The sequence below is a fragment of the Larkinella arboricola genome (assembly GCF_003259745.1).
Taxonomy (GTDB): Bacteria; Bacteroidota; Bacteroidia; order Cytophagales; family Spirosomataceae; genus Larkinella; species Larkinella arboricola.
On record NZ_QLMC01000008.1, the window covers coordinates 55,900 to 77,903 of the forward strand.

Here is a 22,004-nt window from a genome sequence, read left to right on the forward strand (position 1 = left end):
TTAGCCCAGCGAATTGACGTAGCTGCCCAGCCACTTTACATTGGCGGAATGATATTGCAGAATTTCCTGAACGCCGGGATCGCTGATGTGGCCTTCAAATTCTATCAGGAACCAGTAGCGGAAACGGGCACCTTCGCGCAGCGGACGGCTTTCGATTTTGGTGAGGTTGATGTTGCGGGCGTCGAACTCCTGTAGAAACTGCGCCAGAACCCCCGGTTTGTTGGTATTCGGCAACTGAGCTACGATGGTGGTTTTGTCGTGCCCGCTTTTCTGGTTCACGAAGTCTTTGGCCAGCACCAGAAACCGTGTACGGTTCAGGTCGGTATCTTCGATGTTGTCAAACAAGACCGGTACCCCGAACAGTTTTGACGCGATATTGGAACAAATCGCAGCAGCTTTGGGATTCTGAGCCGCCAGTTTTGCCGCTTTGGAGGTGGATTCTACCGGCACCAGTTCGGCGGGCAGACCGTCAAAGTAATCGCGTAAAAACTTGCTGCACTGTCCGAAGGCAATGTCTTTCGAGTAAATGTGCGTGATCTCGCTCAGTACATCGGTTTGGGTGGCAAAGGTAAAATGCACCGGAATCTGAGCTTCGGCGGCAATGACCAGGTCCTTTTCGTTCAGTAAGTCAATGGTTTCGTTGACCACACCCTCCTGATTGTTTTCAATCGGCACGACCCCAAACCGGCACCGACCGGTTTCGATGCTCTCAAACACCGAGCGGATGGTGGGTAGTGCCAGGTATTCGCTCATGGCTCCAAACCGGCTTTCGGCGGCCTGGTGCGTAAAACTTCCTTCCGGACCCAGGTAGGCTACCCGCTCCGGCATTTCCAGGTTTCGGGATACCGCAAAGATTTCCAGGTAAATAGCGTCAATAGCCGCCGGAGTCAGCAAGCCTTTGCTCGCCTGATGCAGGCGGTCGAGAATCTGCTTTTCCCGTTCGGGACGATAAATGATGGATTTGCTGGATTTCTTCAGTTCGCCAACCTGCCTGACCACCTCCATGCGTTGGTTGAGCAGTTGCAGCAGTTGGTCGTCGATACTATCAATCTGGATACGAAGGGATTCGAGCGTCACTGGCAAAAACGTTTTGGGTAAAAGCGGGAAGCAATACAGGCTTCAACGCACAAAAATACCCAAAAAATCAGGACGAACGGTTTTAATTTTCTAAATCCGGCCGGGATCTGCCCGGCTTCAGAAAAAGAGTTGAAGAGGTATAAAATTCTATCGCGGAGTTAAGCGGAGGATATCAGAGGCTCCGCTTAACTCCGCGATAGAACTCACTAACTTTTAATTCAGCACCAGCGCCACTTCCTCCATGTCTTTCTCAATCCGGAGGTTGTCGATAATGAACCGCTGGCGGTCGGGCGTGTTTTTGCCCATGTAGTAGCTCAACAGTTTCGGAATAGACGTTTCTTTCTCCATAATCACCGGCTCCAGCCGCATATTGTCGCCAATAAACAGCCCGAATTCTTCCGGAGAAATTTCGCCTAATCCCTTAAACCGGGTGATTTCAACTTTCTTACCGCCTTTCGTTAATTTGTCGATGGCCCGCTGTTTCTCCTCTTCCGAATAGCAGTAAACCGTCTCCTTGTGGTTTTTTGGATTCCGCACCCGGAACAACGGCGTTTCCAGAATGTACAGGTGACCATTCCGGACCAGATCCGGGAAGAACTGAAGGAAGAACGTCATCATCAACAGCCGGATGTGCATTCCATCCACGTCGGCGTCGGTGGCAATCACAATGCGGTTGTAGCGCAGACTATCCAGACCGTCTTCAATGTCGAGCGCGTGTTGCAGCAGGTTAAACTCCTCGTTTTCATACACTACTTTCTTGGTCAGCCCGAAGCAGTTCAACGGTTTCCCGCGAAGGCTGAATACCGCCTGGGTCTGCACGTTCCGGGATTTGGTAATCGAACCGCTGGCCGAGTCCCCTTCCGTAATGAACAGCGTGGTATTATAGCGATCATCGGCTTTCAGGTCGGGCAGGTGGTTGCGGCAATCGCGGAGTTTTTTGTTATGCAGATTGGCTTTCTTGGCCCGATCATTCGCCAGTTTCTTAATTCCGGCCAGTTCTTTCCGTTCCCGTTCCGACTGTTCGATCCGCTTCTTGAGGGCATCCCGCGTATCCTGGTGCATGTGCAGGAAGTCGTCGAGCTGGCTTTTTACAAAGTCGATGACAAACGACCGAACACTGGGGCTGTTTTCGTCGGGTGCCATGTTGATCGAGCCCAGTTTGGTCTTGGTCTGTGATTCAAACACTGGCTCCTGCACCCGAATGCTGATGGCGGCAATGATCGACGCCCGGATATCGGAGGCATCGTACTCCTTTTTGAAGTATTCACGGACGGTTTTGACAAAGGCTTCGCGCAAAGCAGCCAGGTGGGTGCCGCCCTGTGTGGTATACTGACCGTTCACAAACGAATAATATTCTTCGCCGTACTGGTTGCCGTGCGTCAGCGCAATTTCAATATCCCCGCCTTTGAGGTGAATAATTGGATACCGCAGCGCTTCCTCGTCGGTTTTATTCCGCAACAGATCGAGCAGACCATTCTGCGAGACGTATTTCTGACCGTTGAAATTAATGGTTAACCCGGCGTTGAGGTAGCAGTAATTCCAGATCATGTTTTCCAGAAACTGCGGGATGTAATGGAAGTTCTTGAACACCGTGTTGTCCGGTTCAAAAATTACCAGCGTACCATTGCGCTGATTGGAGGTATCCTCACCCTGACGCACCAGCACACCGCGTTCGAATTCGGCCCAGACGGTTTTGCCATCCCGGTACGACTGCACCCGGAAAAACGCGGATAAGGCGTTAACGGCTTTGGTACCGACCCCGTTCAGACCGACCGATTTCTGAAAGGCCCCGGAATCATATTTCCCACCGGTATTGATTTTGGAAACCACATCGACCACTTTACCCAGCGGAATACCGCGGCCGTAATCCCGTACTTCCACGCGGTGGTCGGTTACTTTAATTTCGATCAGCTTACCGTTGCCCATCACGTGTTCATCGATGCAGTTGTCGATGACTTCTTTGATCAAAACATAAATACCGTCATCAGCGGCCGAACCATCGCCCAGTTTACCAATGTACATACCGGGCCGAAGCCGAATATGCTCACGCCAGTCGAGAGATCGAATGCTGTCTTCGGTGTATTGTTGATTACTGTCCATTAGATGACTATTAAACGGATTTTTATTTGGGATGCTTCAAAAAAAATGCTTTTCCTGGCAAAAACCGGCACGGATTGTGTGACGGATGTTCGCAAAATATGAAATTTTAGTCTTTAAAAAGAAAATGTTTAAAAAGTAGTAAAAGTTCGTTTACTTTGTAGCGCAAAGTGCGTTAAATTACATCAATACACGTTTTATTACCGTTAGTAAACATAATGTGACTGAGATTGAGCGTCCAGGAACGGCCGTACACATTCTTAAAAATATGCAAAAATCTCCACAATACCATTTTTTTAGCTCAAAATTTTTCGCCTTCTCTTCGATGCAATTTTTCCGCAAAACGCTTCTCGGTGTCGTGCTGATCTGCACGGGCTTGCAGGCAACTGCTCAGGTTATTCAGGCTCCCTCGGCCCCTACATCTGCCCCCGCCACACTTCCAGCCGGTGTACCCCGCCCGGGACAGGCCCCCGGGGGTCAGCTTCCGGGACAAACCGGTACAACGCCCCGCGGTCAAACGCAGGGAACGCTTCCAGGCGCTACGCAACAGGGAACGCGCGGGCAGGCCGGACAAACCGGTGCAGGCCAACAGGGTGCTAACCAGCAAGGCGGCCGCGGACAGGCCGGACAGGGTACGGGTACCGCTCAGCAAGGGCAACAAGGCCAGCAAGGTCAGCAAACGGGGGCCGGAATCGACGCCAACGGTGCTGAAGGGGTTGGCGCCACCGACGAGCCGCTTGGAGATGTGGACAATACGCAGCTCAAAACGGAACAGGAACTGCAACGCGAACGGGAGCTGGCCGCTCAACGTCGCAAATTATTCGGTTATCAGCTTTTCAACGATCCGGCCAACGGAAATACCTTCCAGCCAAACCTCAACATCGCAACCCCAAAAGGGTACGTAGTGGGTCCGAACGATGAACTGAACATCAACATCTACGGCTATTCGGAAGCAACTTATCCGACTGTCGTTAACCCCGACGGTTTTATATACATTCAGCGGGTTGGCCCAATTCATGTAGCGGGTTTGACCATCGAGCAGGCCAAAAGCCGTATTCTGGAACGCCTGTCAAAAATTTATGTTGGTTTGAAAAGCGGTTCATACGGTCCGGCCAACACCTACATGGTAGTAACCCTGGGCGATATTCGCAGCATCCGGGTAACAGTGACGGGCGAGGCCATTCGTCCGGGAACCTACACGGTTTCGTCGCTCTCAACGGCCATGAACGTGATTTATCAGGCCGGTGGCCCCAGCGAAATTGGTTCGTTCCGGAATGTACAGGTGATCCGCAACAACCGGGTAGTCGCGTCCCTCGACTTATACGACTTCCTGACCACTGGCGTGCAGCGGAATGACGTCCGGCTCCAGGATAACGACAACATCCGTTTTACCACGTACAAAGCACACGTGGAGATCACCGGATCGACCCGGCGCAACAACATTTTTGAAATGCTGCCCGGCGAGCCGATGGCCCGTCTGCTCGAATTAGCCGGCGGCTTTACCAGCAATGCCTACAAAGCCCGCATCAAGGTAACCCGGTTTACCAAGCGGGAACTGAAGATGATCGACGTAGTGGAAACAGAGTTTCCAACGTTCCCGATGGAAGACGGTGATCAGGTTTCGGTGGAAGCCGTGCTGGTTCGGTTCGAAAACCAGGTGGGTATTCAGGGCGCCGTATTCCGGCCGGGTGTTTATTCACTCGACCAGAACAAAACGCTCAGACAACTGATTGCCAGCGCGGAGGGCCTAAAAGGCGACGCGTTCACGGGCCGCATCCAGATTGTTCGTACCCGTGAGGATATGGCAATCGACAATATATCCTTAAATTTGGCGGATATCATCAACGGTGCGCAACCGGACGTTCAGTTGCAACGCGAAGATCAGGTCATTATTCCGTCCCGGTTCGAGATGGCCGAGTTTGCCGACATCAGCATTACCGGCGAGGTGATCACGCCCATTGAGGCAACACCGTATGTAGCCAATATGACGCTCGAAGACCTGATTCTGCGGGCGGGCGGCCTCAAGGAATCGGCTGCGGCTGCCCAGATTGAGATTGTTCGGCGCAAAAAAGATGTGGAAGTAAATTCCAAGTCGGCCCAGGTTTCGGAAATTTACCGATTCAACGTAGACCGTGATCTAACCATCAAATCGACCGACAGCAAGTTCATGCTCTATCCGTATGATCAGGTTATCGTACGGCGGTCGCCCAACTACCGGATACAAACGTTTGTAACCGTAGAGGGTGAAGTCGTGATGCCGGGCGAATACCCTGTGGTTACGAAAGATCAGCGAATTTCGGATCTGGTGAAAATGGCGGGTGGGCTGACACCGTTCGCATATGTGCCGGGTGCCACGCTTGTTCGGGAAATTCGTCTGAGCGAAGCGGAAAAGGAAATTCGCCAGCAAACCATCCAGGAACTGGCCGATGACAGCCCCAAAGCCGTGGTACGGCCCGAGGCAGCGAATCAGAATACCCAGCAGCTTATCGGGATTAATCTTGAAAAAATCATGAACGATCCCGGCTCGATGGAAGATATGATTTTGCAGGAAGGTGATGAATTGCGGATTCCGAAGCAACTGGAAACCGTACGCGTTGGCGGAGAAGTTCTGCTGCCTACTACGGCGAAATACCGCCGGGGCCAATCGTTCCAGGATTATATTTCACAGGCCGGTGGTTTCACCAGCCGTTCGGCCCGGAAACGTGCTTATGTGGTGTATGCCAACGGTTCGGCGGACCGCACACGCCGGTTTGCATTCTTCAACGTTTACCCCCGTGTTGAACCCGGTTCGGAAATCATTGTTCCGCAATCAACGAAAGGCGAGTTGACTCCTTTGCAGATTATCCAAAGTACAACCGGAGTGTTGGGCTCAGTTATGACGCTGATCGTTGCCGTACTGTCTTTTAGAGCATTAGCCAATTAATATCGGTCAAGCTTTTTATTATGGAAACAATCGATTCAAGAAAACAGGACAATAACGGCCTGCCACCCGATCAAATCTCTCCGAAGGAGGTGGTCAACCGGTTTATCGTATTTAAAAACCAGGTTGTTCGTAGCTGGAAACTGATTGCCATCTTTATGGTTCTCGGTGGGGTTATTGGTTTTATCATTGATTTGAATCAGGATACCCGTCCAACCTACACGGCCTACATCACATTCAACCTCGGCGGTGGCTCTTCCACCGGTGCTATGGGTGATCTGGGTGGTCTGGCCAGCATGTTCGGGCTGGGCGGAGGTGCGCCGGAAGCAAACATCTTTACAGGTGAAAACTTCCTGTATTACGTCGTTTCACGCCCAATCATTACCCGCTCCCTGCTGAAAGAGGTTGATACACTGGGTATTGCGAATGATACGGTGCACAAAGACCTGATGATTAATTATTACATTCAGCACGGTGGTATTCGGGATGATGAATGGGAAGAAGACGACACGCTGCGCAACTTCCGGTTTGTCCGTGGGAAAGACCCGAAAACGTTCACACGCATCGAGAATAAAGCACTGGATGGCGTTTTCAACCGCATCAAGGGCGAAACAAGCATTGCTCAGCTCGACCGGAAGTCGTCGTTTCTAACGCTCCGGACGGGGCAGCACGCGGAGCATCTGGCGAAGGTATGGGTGGAAACGCTGCTGGAAACCGTGCAGGAAGATTACACGCAAAAGCAGAACAAGAAAACCAACGAAATGCTGAAGCTGATGGACCGTCGCCTGGATTCGCTCCGGGTTGTGTTGGGTCGAAATGATGCCAGTCTGGCCCGGTACATTGACCAAAACCAGCAGATTGTTGTAGCCGAAGGCCAATTGCAGCAAACGAAATTGACCCGGAACTCGTCGTTCCTCCAGCAAATGTATTATTCGACGGTTCAGAGCGTTGATAACCTGAAGTTAAGTCTGATCAAAGAAGCTCCGCTGTTTACGATTGTCGAACCCGTAGCGCTCCCGTTGTTCAAGGAAAGCCACCAACCGTTTGCCATGAAAACCGGGCTGGTGCTGGGGCTAATGCTGGGGCTAATTGCGATCTTCCTGAAAGTAACGTACCAAAGTATCATGCAGAGCTAATTAGTCTGTAACGGGAACTAAGGAAAACCGCCTGCCAGCCTCTTCCTTAGTTCCCGTTAGTTAGTTTCTTGTCCTCTGTTCACTTTTCGTTAAAACAAATCTGTGAAAACACACGAAGTGGTTATTGAAGCGGGTCGGTCAGAAAGACATTACTGGCGCGATCTGTGGAGAAATCGGGAATTACTTTATATTTTATCGGTACGCGACATTTCCGTTCGCTATAAGCAGACGGTTCTGGGCACCTCCTGGAGTCTGATCCGTCCGTTGATTACCATGCTGATCATGTTTTTCGTGTTCAGCAAAGTAGCCAAACTCAAAGGTGATCCGGGCATTCCCTACCCGCTGATGATTCTGGCCGGTCTGACCATCTGGACGTTTTTTTCGAATGCCTTTACCCAGATCAGCACCAGCATCACGGCCAACGCCAACCTGGTAACCAAAGTATACTTTCCCCGGCTTATCATGCCGCTCAGTTCATCGGTCGTCAGCTTCATCGACTTCCTGGTTTCGCTGGGTTTGTTTATTGTTCTGGCCATCTGGTATCAATTCTGGCCCGACTGGCACATTCTGTTTCTTCCCTTCTTTATCCTGCTGGCGCTACTGGCATCGTTTGCTTTTGGTCTTATCTTTGCGGTATTGAACGTCAGGTTCCGGGACATTGGGCAACTCATTCCGTTTATCGTTCAAATTGGCTTTTACGCCTGCCCAATTGCTTACAGTAGCCGGCTGGTCGAAGGAAATTCCGGTGAGTGGTGGCATCCGTTGTATTATCTGAACCCGATGGTCGGTATTATCGACGGCTTCAAATGGTCGTTATTGGGCGAGAATGCTTTTTTCAAGCCCGGCAGCGTTATCAATTCGGTCATCATAGTGGCCCTGTTTTTATTCATCGCCATCTATTTCTTCCGGAAACGGGAAAACACTTTTGTAGACGAAATATAATTTAAGTTGCTGGTTTTCAGTCCTGGTATTAAAGCGCCCTACGCCCCTTTTATTACGAATGGATCATTAACGATTAAACAACCGGCAATCCATAAGCTATGGCGGTCATTACAGCAGAAGGCATCAGCAAACGATACATCATCGACCATAAACGCGGCAAGAAAAGTTCGAGTATCAAGGATGCCTTGTCCGATCAATTCGGTAAAATCTTTAAAGGTAAGAAGACCCAGGAACTGGAACACATCGAGCACGAGGAGTTCTGGGCGCTCCGGGATGTGAACTTTTCCATTGAGCAGGGTGACCGGATTGGTATTGTTGGTCACAACGGGGCCGGGAAATCCACCCTACTGAAAGTGCTCAGCAAAATTACCGAACCCACCTCCGGCCGCATCCACATCCGGGGCCGTATTGCGAGCCTGCTGGAAGTTGGAACGGGTTTTCACCCTGAACTGACGGGTCGCGAAAACATCTTCCTCAACGGAGCCATTCTGGGCATGACCCGCGAAGAAATCCGGAAGCAGTTTGATGCCATTGTCGATTTTGGCGGCATTGAAAAGTTTCTCGATACCCCCGTCAAACGGTATTCGTCGGGGATGTACGTACGGCTGGGTTTTGCCATTGCGGCCCACCTCGATCCCGAAATTCTGATCATCGACGAAGTACTGGCGGTGGGTGACGCCGAATTCCAGAAAAAAAGCCTGGGCAAAATGCGGGATGTGTCGGCCACCGGTCGGACCATTCTGTTTGTCAGCCATAACATGACGGCGGTGCAGGCGCTCTGCAACAAGTCCTTATACTTCGAACGCGGCCAGCTCATCGAACAGGGCGAAACCAATCAGGTGATTGCTTCGTACATGAGCAAAGTTTCAAAAACCAAGCTTTTGCGCGAGTGGAGCACCCCCGAAGAAGCCCCCGGTAATGATCTGGTGCGAATCAAGAAGATTGAGATTGTACCTGAGTACGTTGACGGCCAGCTTTTTATTGACGTTCGCACACCGTTCCGCATCCGGTTTGAATACTGGAACCTCATGGACCGGGCCAACCTGAACCTGAGCCTGCACCTGAATTCGATGACCGGCGAATGTATTTTCAACGTCGGAAGTTTGTCACAACCTTATTCCAAAGGAATCATTGCGGGTGAGTGCCTGGTTCCGGGTCATTTCCTGAACGACGGTACGTACAACGTTTCGATGATGATCGTAAAAGATACCGTCACTCCGCTGTACAATATGGAAGAAGGGCTTATCTTTGACGTTGCCGATTACCGCGAGGGCGTAGCCTGGTACGGCAAATGGCCGGGTTACGTACGGCCCCAATTATCATTCCACACCGAAATGATTGAGGAAAACATTCTGAATGATTAACATCACCAAATCATATCTGCCGCCCCTCGAAGAATATGTCAAACATCTGGAGGGAATCTGGGAACGTGTTCACCTGACCAATAACGGTCCGCTTGTCCGGCAACTGGAAGAGGAGCTAAAGAGTTACCTCGGCATTGAGCACCTGCATTTTTGCAGCAACGGAACCATCGTGCTGCAAATGGCCATCAAGGCGCTGGGACTCACAAAAGAGATCATCACCACGCCTTTTTCGTACTGCGCCAGTACGCACGCCATTCTGTGGGAAAACTGCACCCCGGTTTTTGCCGACGTTCGCGCCGAAGATTTCACGATCGATCCGGACAAAATCGAAGCGCTGATTACCGAGAACACGGAAGCCATTCTGGCTACCCACGTTTACGGCAACCTCTGCCAGATTGATGCCATTGAAGCGCTGGCAAGAAAACACAACCTGAAAGTTATTTACGACGGCGCTCATTCGTTCGGCGTTACCTACAAAGGCAAATCGGCCCTGGCCTACGGCGACATCAGCACCTGTAGCTTCCACGCTACGAAGGTCTTTCATACCGTCGAAGGTGGTCTGGTGGTTTCCCACGATCCGGAAGTAACCGAAAAGCTCAACCTGTATCGTAGTTTCGGCCACCGCTTTGACGATTACATCGACATCGGTATTAACGGAAAAAACTCGGAATTTCATGCGGCTATGGGGTTGTGTACGCTCCCCAAAGTGCCCGAACTGATCGAAGCCCGCAAACATCGGTTTGCCCTGTATGATACCAAGCTGAATACGGCTCGGTTACAGCGGCCCGTTATTCAGCCCGGCATTTCGTACAATTATGCCTATTATCCGATTGTACTTGAGTCGGAAGCGAAGTTGCTGGAGGTCAAAACCGCCCTGGAACAGATACAGGTCAACCCCCGACGGTATTTCTATCCTTCCCTGAATACCTTGCCGTTCCTGAAAAGCACTCAACCCTGCCCCATTTCGGAGGATATTGCGCTTCGGGTGCTTTGTCTGCCCATGTATCCCGATCTGGAGGAAGAGGTAATTGATCAGGTTTGTACGATTGTTAATAAACTACTATAGGTCTTGACACTAATTTACCTGCTTACGTTTGCCCTGTTTGTCCTTTACATCGGCAACACCGCAGCCGGTATAAGCCGCCGGTCGCTGACCGAGTGGCTGCTGGTTTCTTTTATCCTCTTTACCGGAAGCATCATTCTGACGGGCTTCTGCCTGTCGGCCCTATACCAGACGGCTTCAACACCGGTCTGGGCCATCTCGGTTTTTCTGACGGCGACGGTTTTACGGTTTGCTTTTGGCAAATTGGTTCACCAGAAACGCTGGTCGGCTGGCCGATTGATCCGCGAACGGCAGGAAACCTTCGGCCACTGGTACCGTTCCCTGTCGGTTTATCTGAAGGTGTTATTTGCCGTGATGCTGGCAACGCTGGGCATTATTGCTGTTACCAACCTTCTGCTGGCTCTACTGACGCCCCCCAACGAATGGGATAGCATGACCGGCCACCTCAACCGCGTGATACAGTACATCCAGCGCGGCACCATGCGGCATTTTGGCGGTACGAACTGGAACATGGACACCTATCCCAAAAGTGTCTGCACCATCCAGATCTATTCGTTCCTGATCACGGGCCGCTTCGAAAACGCTTTCAAGCTAGTACACCACCTGTCATACTGGATGGCAATTGTGGCGGTTTTCGGGATTTCCCAGCGAATTGGCCGAAACCTCTCAGCCAGCTTTTTTGCCGCCATCTGCTACGCACTGCTGCCCGATTTTCTGATGCAGGCCGTCACAACCGAAACGGATATTGTGCTCACGGCTTACATGGGAAGCTTTATTTACTTCCTGTTTGCTTACCGGGAATCCGGAACACCGGTTGCTCGCGACAATCGGTTTCTGTATCTGGCCGGCATGGCCTTTGGTATTGCATACGGGCACAAAATTACGTTTACGCTCCTGTTACCGTCGATGTTTGTCATCATGATCTATACGGTATTCTGGGCGCCGACCCTCTCTATTTTCGTGGACCGACTGAAATATGCCGTGCCTGCCTTTGTGGTTGGCGTGTGTCTATGGATGCTGCCAACGGGTTACCTCAAGAACATTGAAGTGTTCGGCCATCCCATCGGTCCGCCGACGGCACTCCGTCACCAGTCGATTGAACGGGCCGGGCCGCTGAGCAACCTGTTCAAACAGGGCAGCCGGAATGTCATCCGGTACGGCTACGATCACATCAACCTCGACGGTTTACGCAATACGCAGTGGGGCCTCGACCTGAATATCGCCATGCGGAAACCGCTGGTTAAACTGGAGGAAGTCACGAAAATGCGGCTGGACGAAGAAACCGACTTTTCCATTTTCCCCTTCGTTTTCAGCCGACGGTTTGAATTTTACAACGCCAACCCGTACTGGGGCATCATCGGTTTCAGTCTGATTCTGCCGCTGGTTTTCCTGTCATTAATCGGAGCCATGCGCTCGAAGGCACACTTCTTTTTAGCCATCGCCTTTACGCTGCATTTCCTGGCCCTCTCCTATTCCGCCCCGTACGACCCGTTTAAAGGCCGGTATTTTATTGAAACCGGTTTGCTGGGCTCTTTATTTCTGCCGCTTCTGTTTACCAACCGCTGGTTTCGCGTTCAGCAGCCGGGTCGGGTTGTGCTTAAATTGTACGTGGGTCTGGTAATCGGAACCGGCTGTCTGTCGGCGCTGCTGACGGTTTTCCTGAATGAGCGTTGCCTGCCGCTTCCGGCATATGGACGCCCCTCGGCTTTCCAGTCGGAACGGATGTATATGCAGATGATGTTCCGGCCCGACAGTTACGTGCCCTACAAACGGTTTGACGAACTGGTTCCCGAGAATGCGACGGTGGCGCTGGGCACCATCAATGATGACTTTGAATACCCGCTTTATGGTAAAAACCTGACCCGGCGGCTGATTGCGATCAATCCGTTCGAAAAAGGGGTTCAGCCGATTCCGAAGGAAGCCGATTACCTGTTTTTCTCGAAAAACGTTATCAAACCGCAGCCAGGTGACCTGCGCCTGGGCACGGATACCACCATGACGCACCTGATTGTGCCCGGTGAAGATTATTATTTACGCAAGCTAAAGTAAACCCGTCAACGGATATGACCATTGCCATCATGCAGCCTTATTTCCTGCCCTACATCGGCTACCTGCAACTGATGAATGCCGTTGATACGTTTATCTTCTACGATGACGTTGCGTTCATAAACCGGGGCTGGATCAACCGAAACCGCATTCTGGTGAACGGCAAAGACCACCTGATCACGGTTCCGCTCAAAGATGCCAGCCAGAACAGGCTCATTGCCGACATCGACCTGAGCGACGACCCCAAATGGCGGTCCAAACTCCTGCAAACCATCGGTCAGAGTTATCGGAAAGCTCCTTTTTACACAACGGTCTACCCCTTACTGGAAAAAATTGTAAACTTGGAAGTTCGTACGATTGCCGACCTGATTCGTGGTAGTTTCGTGTTCATTAATGACTATCTCGGTATTCAGACGAAGATTATTCCATCGTCAGATCGTTATCATAATAGTGATCTCAAAGCTCAGGAGCGGATTCTGGACATTTGTCGCCAGGAAAAGGCCGATCGCTACATTAACCCAATCGGCGGTATGGAACTCTACGACCGGCAACGGTTTACCGACGCAGGCATCGAGTTATTTTTTATTCAGTCGAAGCGGGTCGAATATCCGCAGTTTCAGAATGACTTTGTCCCCTGGCTCTCCATTGCCGATGTCCTGATGTTCAACGACGTCCCGACGGTGCAGAAGATGCTGGGAGAATTTGAACTGGTTTAATTTTGAATGAGTGAATGGGTGAATGAGCGAATGAGTCAACAGCTCCGCAGAAAGCCTGTCTCTGGCAGAGGTATTGATTCATTCGCTCATTCACTCATTCAAGATTAACTCCCACACACATGGCAAAGGTTGTTATTTTTGGTGTTCTGGATACAGCCGAACTGGCGCATTTCTACCTGACACACGACTCCGAGCACGAGGTAGTTGCCTTCACGGTCAATCAGGAATACCTGAAAGAGGTGGAATTCAAAGGACTTCCGGTGGTGCCCTTCGAAACGGTAGAAACGATTTACCCCCCGCAGGAATTTAAGTTTTTCGCCCCCATGACGGGCCGGAAAATGAATAAAAACCGCGAAAAAGTGTACCTCGACGCCAAAGCCAAAGGGTATCAGTTTATTTCCTACATTAGTTCCAAGGCCACGCTGTTCAACAACGAAATTGGCGAGAACTGCTTTATTCTGGAGGATAATACAATTCAGCCTTTTACCACGATTGGTAACAACGTAGTGTTGTGGAGCGGCAACCACATCGGGCACCACGGCCAGATCAGGGATCACGTGTTTTTTACGTCCCACGTCGTGTTGTCGGGCCATTGCGTTGTCGATTCCTATTGCTTTTTCGGGGTCAACAGCACCATTCGCGATTACCTGCACATTGCCGAAGGAACGCTGGTAGGGATGGCCGCTGCGGTGATTAAATCCACCGAGCCCTGGGGCGTCTACATGGGTAACCCCGCCGAAAAAAAACCGGTACCGAGCCATAAAGTGTATTGAAAAAGATTCTTTTTATCGGCCACGATGCCAACCGGGCCGGCGCACAGTTGGTATTATTGCAGTTGCTCAAGATGCTGAAGCAACGAAACATTCCGACCCACTTGCTGCTGGGGGCGGGTGGCCCGCTGGAAACCGACTATCAAAAACTGACTGGTGTAACCAAGTGGCCCGAACCGGTCCGGCAATTGTACGGCCGCCGAATCGACAAACAGCTTTACCGGCTGCGCATTGGTCAGTGGCTGCATCGGCGGATCGAGCAAGAGCGTTGGCGGGCCTTTGAAGAAGACCTTCGATCGCAGAATATTGGCCTGGTGCTGGTCAATACCGTTACCAATTCGAGCCTTTACCGGCAAATTTTCGAATGGGTAAAACCAGTACCGACTATTTTGTTTGCGCATGAACTGGAATTAGCCATCCGTATGTATACGCAACCCGAAAACCTGCGCTTCCTGCTGGATCATACCGACCGGCTCATTGCGGTTTCCCGAGCGGTTGCCCACCATTACGTGGATGCCTACGGCTTTGATGCATCCCGCATCAGCACGTTTCAACTGATTGATATTCCGGGCCTTCTGCAAAAAATTGAGCAGGCACGTCAATTGCCCGACCTGCTGCTTCAACAGGGCATTCCCGAAAATGCCATCATCGTTGGGGGGTGCGGCAATGCCGAGTGGCGAAAAGGTAACGATCTGTTCAACGTCATTGCCAGGCAGGTGATCAGTCAGCACCCGACCGTACCGGTGTATTTTGTCTGGGTGGGTATGCCGCGCAACGAATTGTACGAAGACTTGACGCTGGACTTACAAAAAGCCGGACTGAGCAACCGGGTACTGTTTATCGAGCCTACGCCCGACGTGTTCCGGTATACCACGCGATTTGATATTTTTGCACTTTGTTCCCGCGAAGATCCTTACCCCCTTGTGGTATTGGAAGCCGCTTTGAGCGAGACGCCCGTGGTTTGTTTTGACAAGGCCGGGGGCGCTCCCGAACTAGTCGAAACAGACGGCGGTTTTGTCGTTCCGTATCTCGACACAGTGGCAATGGCCGACCAGATCGGCGCGCTCATCAACGACCAGGCCCTGCGTCGGGCGATGGGCCAAACGCTTCGGCAGAAAGTGATCGAAAGGCATTCTTCCGAAAAAAGCATGCGTTCCTTTTTGTCAATTGTAGACCAGTTGACCGCAACAACAGCCTGATATGATGGTGAGCAAACCAGCCGGCTATTTGCCCCAATTGGATGCGTTACGGGCCTTTGCCGTCACGCTGGTGCTGATTTACCACTGGTTTCCGCAGGATGCGCTGATTAATAAAACGCCAAACGGGGCCATTGGGGTGACGCTGTTTTTCGTACTCAGCGGTTTTCTGATCACTCAAATTCTGATTCAGAACCGGAACCAGATGCTGGCGGGCCAAACAACTCCGTCGGCTATTTACAGGAATTTTATTGTCCGGCGGGCTCTGCGTATTTTTCCGGTATACTACCTGTTCCTAACGTTTGTTTATTTTGTCCTGCCCGACAAATCGGACATCAGCAACTCCCCGGCTTACTACTACCTCTACGCCTATAACATTCTGCTGCACCAGACCGATAACTGGGCGGATTTGCTGTCGCCCTTCTGGACGCTGTCGGTCGAAGAACAGTTTTATCTGGTCTGGCCCTTTGTGGTGTTGCTTACCCCGCGTTTGCAGCTTCGGCGCGTGATTATTTTCACCATTTTTCTCGGACTCGCTACCCGCATCTGGTGGGGCTTAACCAGCCATTCACAGGGGATTCTGACGTTGACCTGCCTTGATTCGTTTGGAATTGGGGCCCTGTGGAGCTACATCCTGGTTGAGCAGCCCGAGAAGATTCCCACCTTCCGACGGCAGTTACGCTGGGCGACCTTGCTGGCACTGGTCTGCTTTCTGTTCATCCTGACGCAACCGCACACCAGTTCTCTGCGCCTATTTCAACGGATTATTCTATCTATTTTGTCTTTATATTTGGTTGCACAATCTACTATTGGTTTTGGCGGGATAACCGGACGGGTGCTGACCAATCCGGCACTAATTTATATGGGCAAAATCAGCTACGGAATTTATGTTTACCATATGATTGTTTCCACTTACCTAACTGGACTCATTCTCAATAAATTAAGCCGGTTCTCACCTATTTCGCTGCATAATTTCTGGATTCATCTAGTCAGTAGTTTCCTACTTCTCATCATATTAGCGTCCTTATCCTGGTTTCTAATCGAGAAACCAATCACTAACTTGAAGCGCTATTTTACGTATTCAAAATCTTCCCTATGACGCTGGCTTTTACAATATGCTCAATCAATTACCTGGCGCAGGCCCGCACCCTGGGCGATTCGCTGCGGCAAACCAACCCCGACTGGCATTATGTGATCGGCCTTGTCGATAAGCTCGACCGGGCTAATTTACCGTCGTCACTCCTGCCTGACTACCCGTTGCTGGAAGTGGATCAGATTGATATTGAGAACTTTACCGGTATGTGCGACCGTTACGACATCACCGAGTTGAATACGGCTGTCAAACCATTTTACATTGACTACTTTTTCAAACACCATCCCGAAGCCACCGAAGTAATTTATTTTGACCCGGATATTATTGTCTTTCAGCCGCTTACCCACCTAAAACAGCATCTGTCGGAATACAACATGGTGTTGACGCCCCACATCTGCCAACCAATTAACGACTGGCTGATTCCCAACGAGCTGAACCACCTCAATACGGGCACATTCAACCTGGGCTTTATTGGTTTGCAAAAAACCGAGGAATCGAACCGGTTTGTGCAGTGGTGGAAAAAACGGCTGGTGAATGAATGCCGCATTGATCTTTGCAACGGTTTGTTCGTCGATCAGCACTGGGTCAACTTTGCCCCCGTCTACTACGACCGGGTCTGGATTGAAAAGCATCCGGGCTACAATGCCGCCTACTGGAACCTGCACGAACGGTTTTTCGCGGAGCAAAACGGTATCTGGCGCGTAAACGACACGGCGGATCTGCAATTTTTCCATTACAGCGGTTACGGGGTTCATAAACCGGAAGAAGTTTCAAAATATCAGAATCGATTTACCTTTCAGGACCGGCCTGATATCATACCGCTATTTAAACATTACCACCAGCAATTGCTTGATAACCAAAACGAAACGTATCGCACCTACTCCTGTTTCTATATTAAGCCTCCTAAAACCTTATATTACCAGAAAGTGCGGAGAACACTGAAATCTCCGCTTGATGCATTAATTTCGGTGTTGGAAAACCGGTAACCGTCCTGACACACGAATGAATCATTCCCGTAAAAATCCGCAGTTGGCCTGTGTCATCATTCCGGTTTACCAGTCGTCGCTGACGGATTATGAACAAATTTCGCTTAACCAGTGCCTGCACATTCTGGGCAAACACCCGATTATTCTGGTAACGCCCCAGACGCTGGATGTTTCGTACCTGACCCACCCGCATCCGCAGCTTCAGGTCCGGACCTTCGACGATTCGTATTTTAAGGACATTCAGGCGTATAACCGGCTGATGCTATCGGAGGAGTTTTACCAGGCATTCACGGATTTTGATTATATGCTGATTCACCAGCTGGATGCGTTTGTATTTCAGGATGAACTGACGGATTGGTGCCACCGAGGGTACGATTACATCGGTGCGCCCTGGCTCCGCGACCGTGATTTCATCGACTGGAAGGATGAAGCGGCTTTTACCATCAAAAAAAAGATTGCGTTGTGGCTGGATTTGAAGAAGGAAGACGGTGTTACACCCCGCGAAATTACGTCCCTGAACGGCGTTGGAAACGGCGGCTTTTCGCTGCGGAAAGTATCATCCTTACTGCGATGGATTCGGTTTTTCCGGAAAAAGATTGCTAACTATGAGAAAATTCACGCCCACCAGTACAACGAAGACATTTTCTGGGGCGTTGAAGTTAACCGATATGTTCCCCTGCTGAACATACCGGATTTCCGGACGGCCATGCGGTTTGCGGTGGAGTTTTATCCCGAACGCGCCATTGCCACCTACAACAATGGCCATTTGCCATTTGGCTGCCATGCCTGGGATATTCACGGAACCGATTACTGGCGCCCCATTTTTGCAACCTATGGCTATAGCATCTAACCCGACTCGCCCGACCATTTCGGTGGCGCTTTGTACGTATAATGGCGAAGCTTATCTGAGCACCCAGTTGCAAAGCCTGCTGACCCAGAGCCAACTGCCGGACGAGCTTATTGTCTGCGACGATGATTCGACGGACCAGACCCGGATTATCCTGGAAAAATTTGCCGCCGATGCGCCTTTTCCCGTGCAGATTATCCGGAATACAACCCGGCTAGGTTACAACAAAAATTTCGAGAAAGCGCTTTCACTTTGCAGCGGAGACTTGATTTTCATCTGCGACCAGGACGATTATTGGCTGCCCGAAAAAATTGCAACGCTCTCCGCGTACCTCATTCAGCACCCGGAAACTGAACTGGTTTTCAGCAACGCCGTCATTGCCGATGCGAACCTGAACGATACGGGTCGGTTGTTCTGGGATACCGTCCGGTTTACCACACCCATTCGGGAACGCTGGCGTCGGGGCGAAGCGATGGAGGTTTTGCTGGACGGAAATCGGGTGATGGGCTGTGCCTCGGCCCTGCGCCGGCGGTTGCTGACGCTGTTGTTACCCATTCCGGCCCTGCCTAATTACATTTACGATGGCTGGCTGGGATTGATTGCAGCCGCCAAAGGAACCATCGACTTTTACGAAAAACCGTTGATCCGGTACCGAACCCACGAAAAACAGCAGGTAGGTACACGCCCTCCCGAAGCGGGAAAAGCCGTGCGCCTGAAGGATCGGTTTTCGCGTCCACACGCCGAAAAGCTGGAACCGCTGGTGAATAAACACCGCGAACTGAACGATTTATACAACGAAGTCCGCCAGCGAATTCCAGCCAGGACACCCGGTACGGAGCAGTTTGAACGGCGTTTACACCATTATGCCCGACGGAGTACCATGCCGACCGGACGGCTTTTGCGTCTGGGCCCGGTAGTTCGGGAGTTGCTGGCTGGCAATTATCACCGCTATGCCGATCAGGAGGCCAACCACTATGCGCCTTATCTGGCGGCTTTAGGCGATTTAGTTGAGTAAGAAAAGCATGATTACATTTCTGACCGTTTGCACCATTCGGCAACTGCCCCAGGCGCTCGCACTGGGTGAAAGTTTGCAGCGCCACCATCCGTCGGACTCCTTCGTCCTGGGTCTGTGCGATGACCCGTCGCACCTGCCGACCGGCTTTACAATACCGTACCCGGTTATTTTATTGAGTGCGCTATTGCTTCCTGATCAGGACCAGTTATCGCAGCAATATACACCCGCCGAATTTGTGGCGGCCTGTAAGCCGCTCTTTATCAAATATCTGTACTCGAATCAGGCCGAAGATACCTGGTTGGTCTATCTGGACCCGTCCGTTTACCTGTATCAACCGCTGACGGATTTACAAAGCCGGTATGCCGACGCGACGCTTTTGCTGACACCCCACCTGCTCAAGCCGTTAACCGACAACGCTTTTCCGGATGAGAAGCACGTTCAGAACATCGGTTTATACAGTTCCGGCTGTATCGGTCTGCGGCATACCGCCGAAACCACCCGTTTTCTGAACTGGTGGAGCAGCCGGGTTCCGGAGCGGGCGTTTGCCCGGCCCTGCGAGGGAATGTACACCGACCAGATTTGGCTGGTTCTGACGCCCGGTTTGTTCGAGAGCGTTACGATTGCCAAGAATCCCGGCTGGCACGTTGGCCTGTGGAACCTGCATGAACGGCCGACGGACGAAAACAGCCTCGTCTTTTTAAATTACAAGGGTATCGTCGATCAGGAAGGGTATTTTCAGGCCCAGACACGGGTTAAGATTTCAGCCTATCCAGCAATCCAGAAACTGCGGAATGCGTATCAGAGTCGGCTGCGGCAGTTCGATCCAGGTGCGAATCTGGGTTCCACTACACCCGCATACGGTCTTCAACCGTTTAAACCACCCCTGAAAGGCTGGCGAAAAAAAACCGTGGAAACGCTTCGTGAAACCGTCCAGTTCATTGAAAACGTCGATATTCCCCGGAATATGAAGTAAAACAAAGACGCCGAGCCGTTTACGGGAGCAGCAACCGACGCAAACGGTTCATCAGGCCGGTGCGTTATTATGCAGATCGGTATTCCGTCCTCACTGTTCTTTTCCGTATCTTTGCGGATACATAAGAAAAATACAATTGGCCAGGGCCTAGTTCCGTTCTAAACCCGGAAGCTGACAGGCAGAATGGGTAACGGTGCGTATGGACAATCTCCAGACTTGAAAGCGCTCCGGGCATACTAATTGCTCCATACAAATTTAGTCACTTAATCACACGGTGGTTTAGCAGAAAACAGCCACCGGTACTCAATGATAACCGATTTATAAAATGCGTGGTTTGTTAGATTTCTTCTCGGTCCGAAGACTCGATTTAATGCGGATGGTTGTCGGTATTTTAATCAGTCTAAACGGCTATCCACTCATCTTTTTCTTTAAAGAATCGCTGGGGCTTGCGCCCGGTAGTACGGCATTTACGGCTGCCTTTCTGGGGCTTGGGTATCTCCTCATGGTTCCGACGACGGTCTTCCGAAAGTTATACCGCTGCAATCCTTTTCTGCTAAGGTTTGGCGTTATCTTTCTGGTTTTCTGCATCATCTCAATGTACATTTATCCGTCCATGTTCTTCGATTCCTACACGCAGGACATGCTGTATTATCTGTACATTTTTATCTTTTTATTTCTGCTTATCAACATCCCGAACGACATCATTGAGGTTTTTATACCAATTACCGTAGCGTTTGCGGTTGTTTCCAATCTGGCCCTGGTGTATGCGCTTCTGACCGACCCCACCTGGACCATTGGCTCGCGGGCGGCTATTCAATACGGAGAAGGCGAATACCGGACGGGGAACCCCCACGTTTTTGCCCGCAACGCCCTGATTTGCGTAGTGGCCTGCGGTATTTGGGTAACGCAACCTAAAACGCATTTTCTGGCTCGTATTTTTGCGCTTTTTTCGGGGGTTTTCAGTATGGGGATTCTGGTTCTGACGCAGGTTCGGTCAAGTATTCTGGCACTGGGGATTATCATTTTCTTATTCCTCTTTTTTAACGTCCGGCCCGCTCAAATAAAATCCGTGCTTCGCCAGTTGGTTCGTCCGACATCCCTGATTGTACTCGGGCTGGTCTTCATCGGAGTGTCCTATTTTATTCGAAAAAATATCGATCTCTATGCGGTTTTATACGGTTACGCAGTGGCCTTTGTCGAGCGAAATATGGAGAACATCTATGCGCTGTTTGGGCTTAAATCAGCGGATAACTTCTCTGCCGCACTGGACGCGTCGGCCAGTAACCGGGCCACCAGCTTTCTTTATTTACGCATTCTGCTGGAGGGCCACTTACACGTAATTCTGTACGGTCAGGGCTATAAATCGGTTTACCTCGACGTTCCGATGCTGGAAGCGCTGGTGAATCACGGCTTTATTGGCTTCGTTATTTTCGCCTGTTTAATTCTTTCCATGCTGGTGTATAGCCTGAAAGCCATGCGTGATAATCCGGACCCGCTTTCCACCTTTCTGGCGTATTTTTACATTTATATGTTTGTCCAGATGTTCTCGGTAGGCCGACCGTACGAAATGGCTCACTGGCAGCCGTTATGTATGATGATTCGTTTTATTGGCATTGATCATCTTTTCCCCTCCCGCTTGCTGAACCGCCCCCCTAAACTGGCTCCCCAGCTTAGCTAAACCCGGTATTGAGTACAAATAAAACGAAAACGTTATGAACGTAAACGAGGCAGGAACGGCCCTTCCTGCTAAACCGTATTCTATC

At 50.9% G+C, this 22,004-nt stretch carries 17 protein-coding genes; 15 read left to right on the top strand and 2 right to left on the bottom strand.

Annotation, left to right across the window (positions count from 1 at the left end; genetic code table 11):
• Positions 1-1,077: a prephenate dehydratase gene (gene pheA, locus LX87_RS25290; protein ID WP_111631100.1), complete on the bottom strand. Its 1,077-nt coding sequence runs from the start codon at positions 1,075-1,077 to the stop codon at positions 1-3.
• 213 nt (positions 1,078-1,290) lie between these two features.
• Positions 1,291-3,177, bottom strand: a complete 1,887-nt coding sequence (locus tag LX87_RS25295; RefSeq protein WP_111631101.1) for a DNA topoisomerase IV subunit B — start codon at positions 3,175-3,177, stop codon at positions 1,291-1,293.
• Between the two features lie 322 nt (positions 3,178-3,499).
• Between LX87_RS25295 and LX87_RS25300 the strand changes: the two genes are divergently transcribed.
• The 15 genes from LX87_RS25300 (at position 3,500) to LX87_RS25370 (ending at position 21,919) form a co-directional block, all read left to right on the top strand.
• Positions 3,500-6,097 carry a polysaccharide biosynthesis/export family protein gene (locus LX87_RS25300; protein ID WP_229310820.1) on the top strand — a complete coding sequence of 866 codons (2,598 nt, stop codon included), beginning with the start codon at positions 3,500-3,502 and terminating at the stop codon, positions 6,095-6,097.
• A 20-nt stretch (positions 6,098-6,117) separates the two neighbouring features.
• Positions 6,118-7,230, top strand: coding sequence for a hypothetical protein (locus LX87_RS25305; protein ID WP_111631103.1), 1,113 nt, complete (start codon positions 6,118-6,120; stop codon positions 7,228-7,230).
• 102 nt (positions 7,231-7,332) lie between these two features.
• Positions 7,333-8,172 carry an ABC transporter permease gene (locus LX87_RS25310; protein WP_111631104.1) on the top strand — a complete coding sequence of 280 codons (840 nt, stop codon included), beginning with the start codon at positions 7,333-7,335 and terminating at the stop codon, positions 8,170-8,172.
• Between the two features lie 98 nt (positions 8,173-8,270).
• Entirely contained in the window at positions 8,271-9,536 is a 1,266-nt protein-coding gene (locus tag LX87_RS25315) for an ABC transporter ATP-binding protein (RefSeq protein WP_111631105.1), read from the top strand.
• Positions 9,529-10,602 carry a DegT/DnrJ/EryC1/StrS family aminotransferase gene (locus LX87_RS25320; RefSeq protein WP_111631106.1) on the top strand — a complete coding sequence of 358 codons (1,074 nt, stop codon included), beginning with the start codon at positions 9,529-9,531 and terminating at the stop codon, positions 10,600-10,602. The genes LX87_RS25315 and LX87_RS25320 overlap by 8 nt, the downstream gene beginning before the upstream one ends.
• Before the next feature lie 3 nt (positions 10,603-10,605).
• A complete protein-coding gene (locus tag LX87_RS25325; protein ID WP_111631107.1) occupies positions 10,606-12,648 on the top strand; it encodes an ArnT family glycosyltransferase in 2,043 nt (680 codons plus the stop codon).
• Between the two features lie 14 nt (positions 12,649-12,662).
• Positions 12,663-13,361: a WbqC family protein gene (locus LX87_RS25330; RefSeq protein WP_111631108.1), complete on the top strand. Its 699-nt coding sequence runs from the start codon at positions 12,663-12,665 to the stop codon at positions 13,359-13,361.
• Positions 13,362-13,480: 119 nt separating this feature from the next.
• Positions 13,481-14,134, top strand: a complete 654-nt coding sequence (locus LX87_RS25335; protein ID WP_111631109.1) for an acetyltransferase — start codon at positions 13,481-13,483, stop codon at positions 14,132-14,134.
• Positions 14,131-15,330: a glycosyltransferase family 4 protein gene (locus LX87_RS25340; RefSeq protein WP_111631110.1), complete on the top strand. Its 1,200-nt coding sequence runs from the start codon at positions 14,131-14,133 to the stop codon at positions 15,328-15,330. The genes LX87_RS25335 and LX87_RS25340 overlap by 4 nt, the downstream gene beginning before the upstream one ends.
• A 28-nt stretch (positions 15,331-15,358) precedes the next feature.
• Positions 15,359-16,426 carry an acyltransferase family protein gene (locus tag LX87_RS25345; protein WP_111631272.1) on the top strand — a complete coding sequence of 356 codons (1,068 nt, stop codon included), beginning with the start codon at positions 15,359-15,361 and terminating at the stop codon, positions 16,424-16,426.
• Positions 16,423-17,406 carry a glycosyltransferase family protein gene (locus LX87_RS25350; RefSeq protein ID WP_111631111.1) on the top strand — a complete coding sequence of 328 codons (984 nt, stop codon included), beginning with the start codon at positions 16,423-16,425 and terminating at the stop codon, positions 17,404-17,406. The genes LX87_RS25345 and LX87_RS25350 overlap by 4 nt, the downstream gene beginning before the upstream one ends.
• Before the next feature lie 16 nt (positions 17,407-17,422).
• Positions 17,423-18,256 carry a DUF5672 family protein gene (locus tag LX87_RS25355; RefSeq protein WP_111631112.1) on the top strand — a complete coding sequence of 278 codons (834 nt, stop codon included), beginning with the start codon at positions 17,423-17,425 and terminating at the stop codon, positions 18,254-18,256.
• Entirely contained in the window at positions 18,240-19,268 is a 1,029-nt protein-coding gene (locus LX87_RS25360) for a glycosyltransferase family 2 protein (protein ID WP_111631113.1), read from the top strand. Before LX87_RS25355 ends, LX87_RS25360 begins: the two co-directional genes overlap by 17 nt.
• A 7-nt stretch (positions 19,269-19,275) precedes the next feature.
• A complete protein-coding gene (locus LX87_RS25365; protein ID WP_111631114.1) occupies positions 19,276-20,241 on the top strand; it encodes a hypothetical protein in 966 nt (321 codons plus the stop codon).
• 325 nt (positions 20,242-20,566) lie between these two features.
• On the top strand, positions 20,567-21,919 hold the full coding sequence (locus LX87_RS25370; protein WP_111631115.1) for an O-antigen ligase family protein: 1,353 nt from the start codon (positions 20,567-20,569) through the stop codon (positions 21,917-21,919).
• The last annotated feature ends 85 nt before the right edge of the window (positions 21,920-22,004 follow it).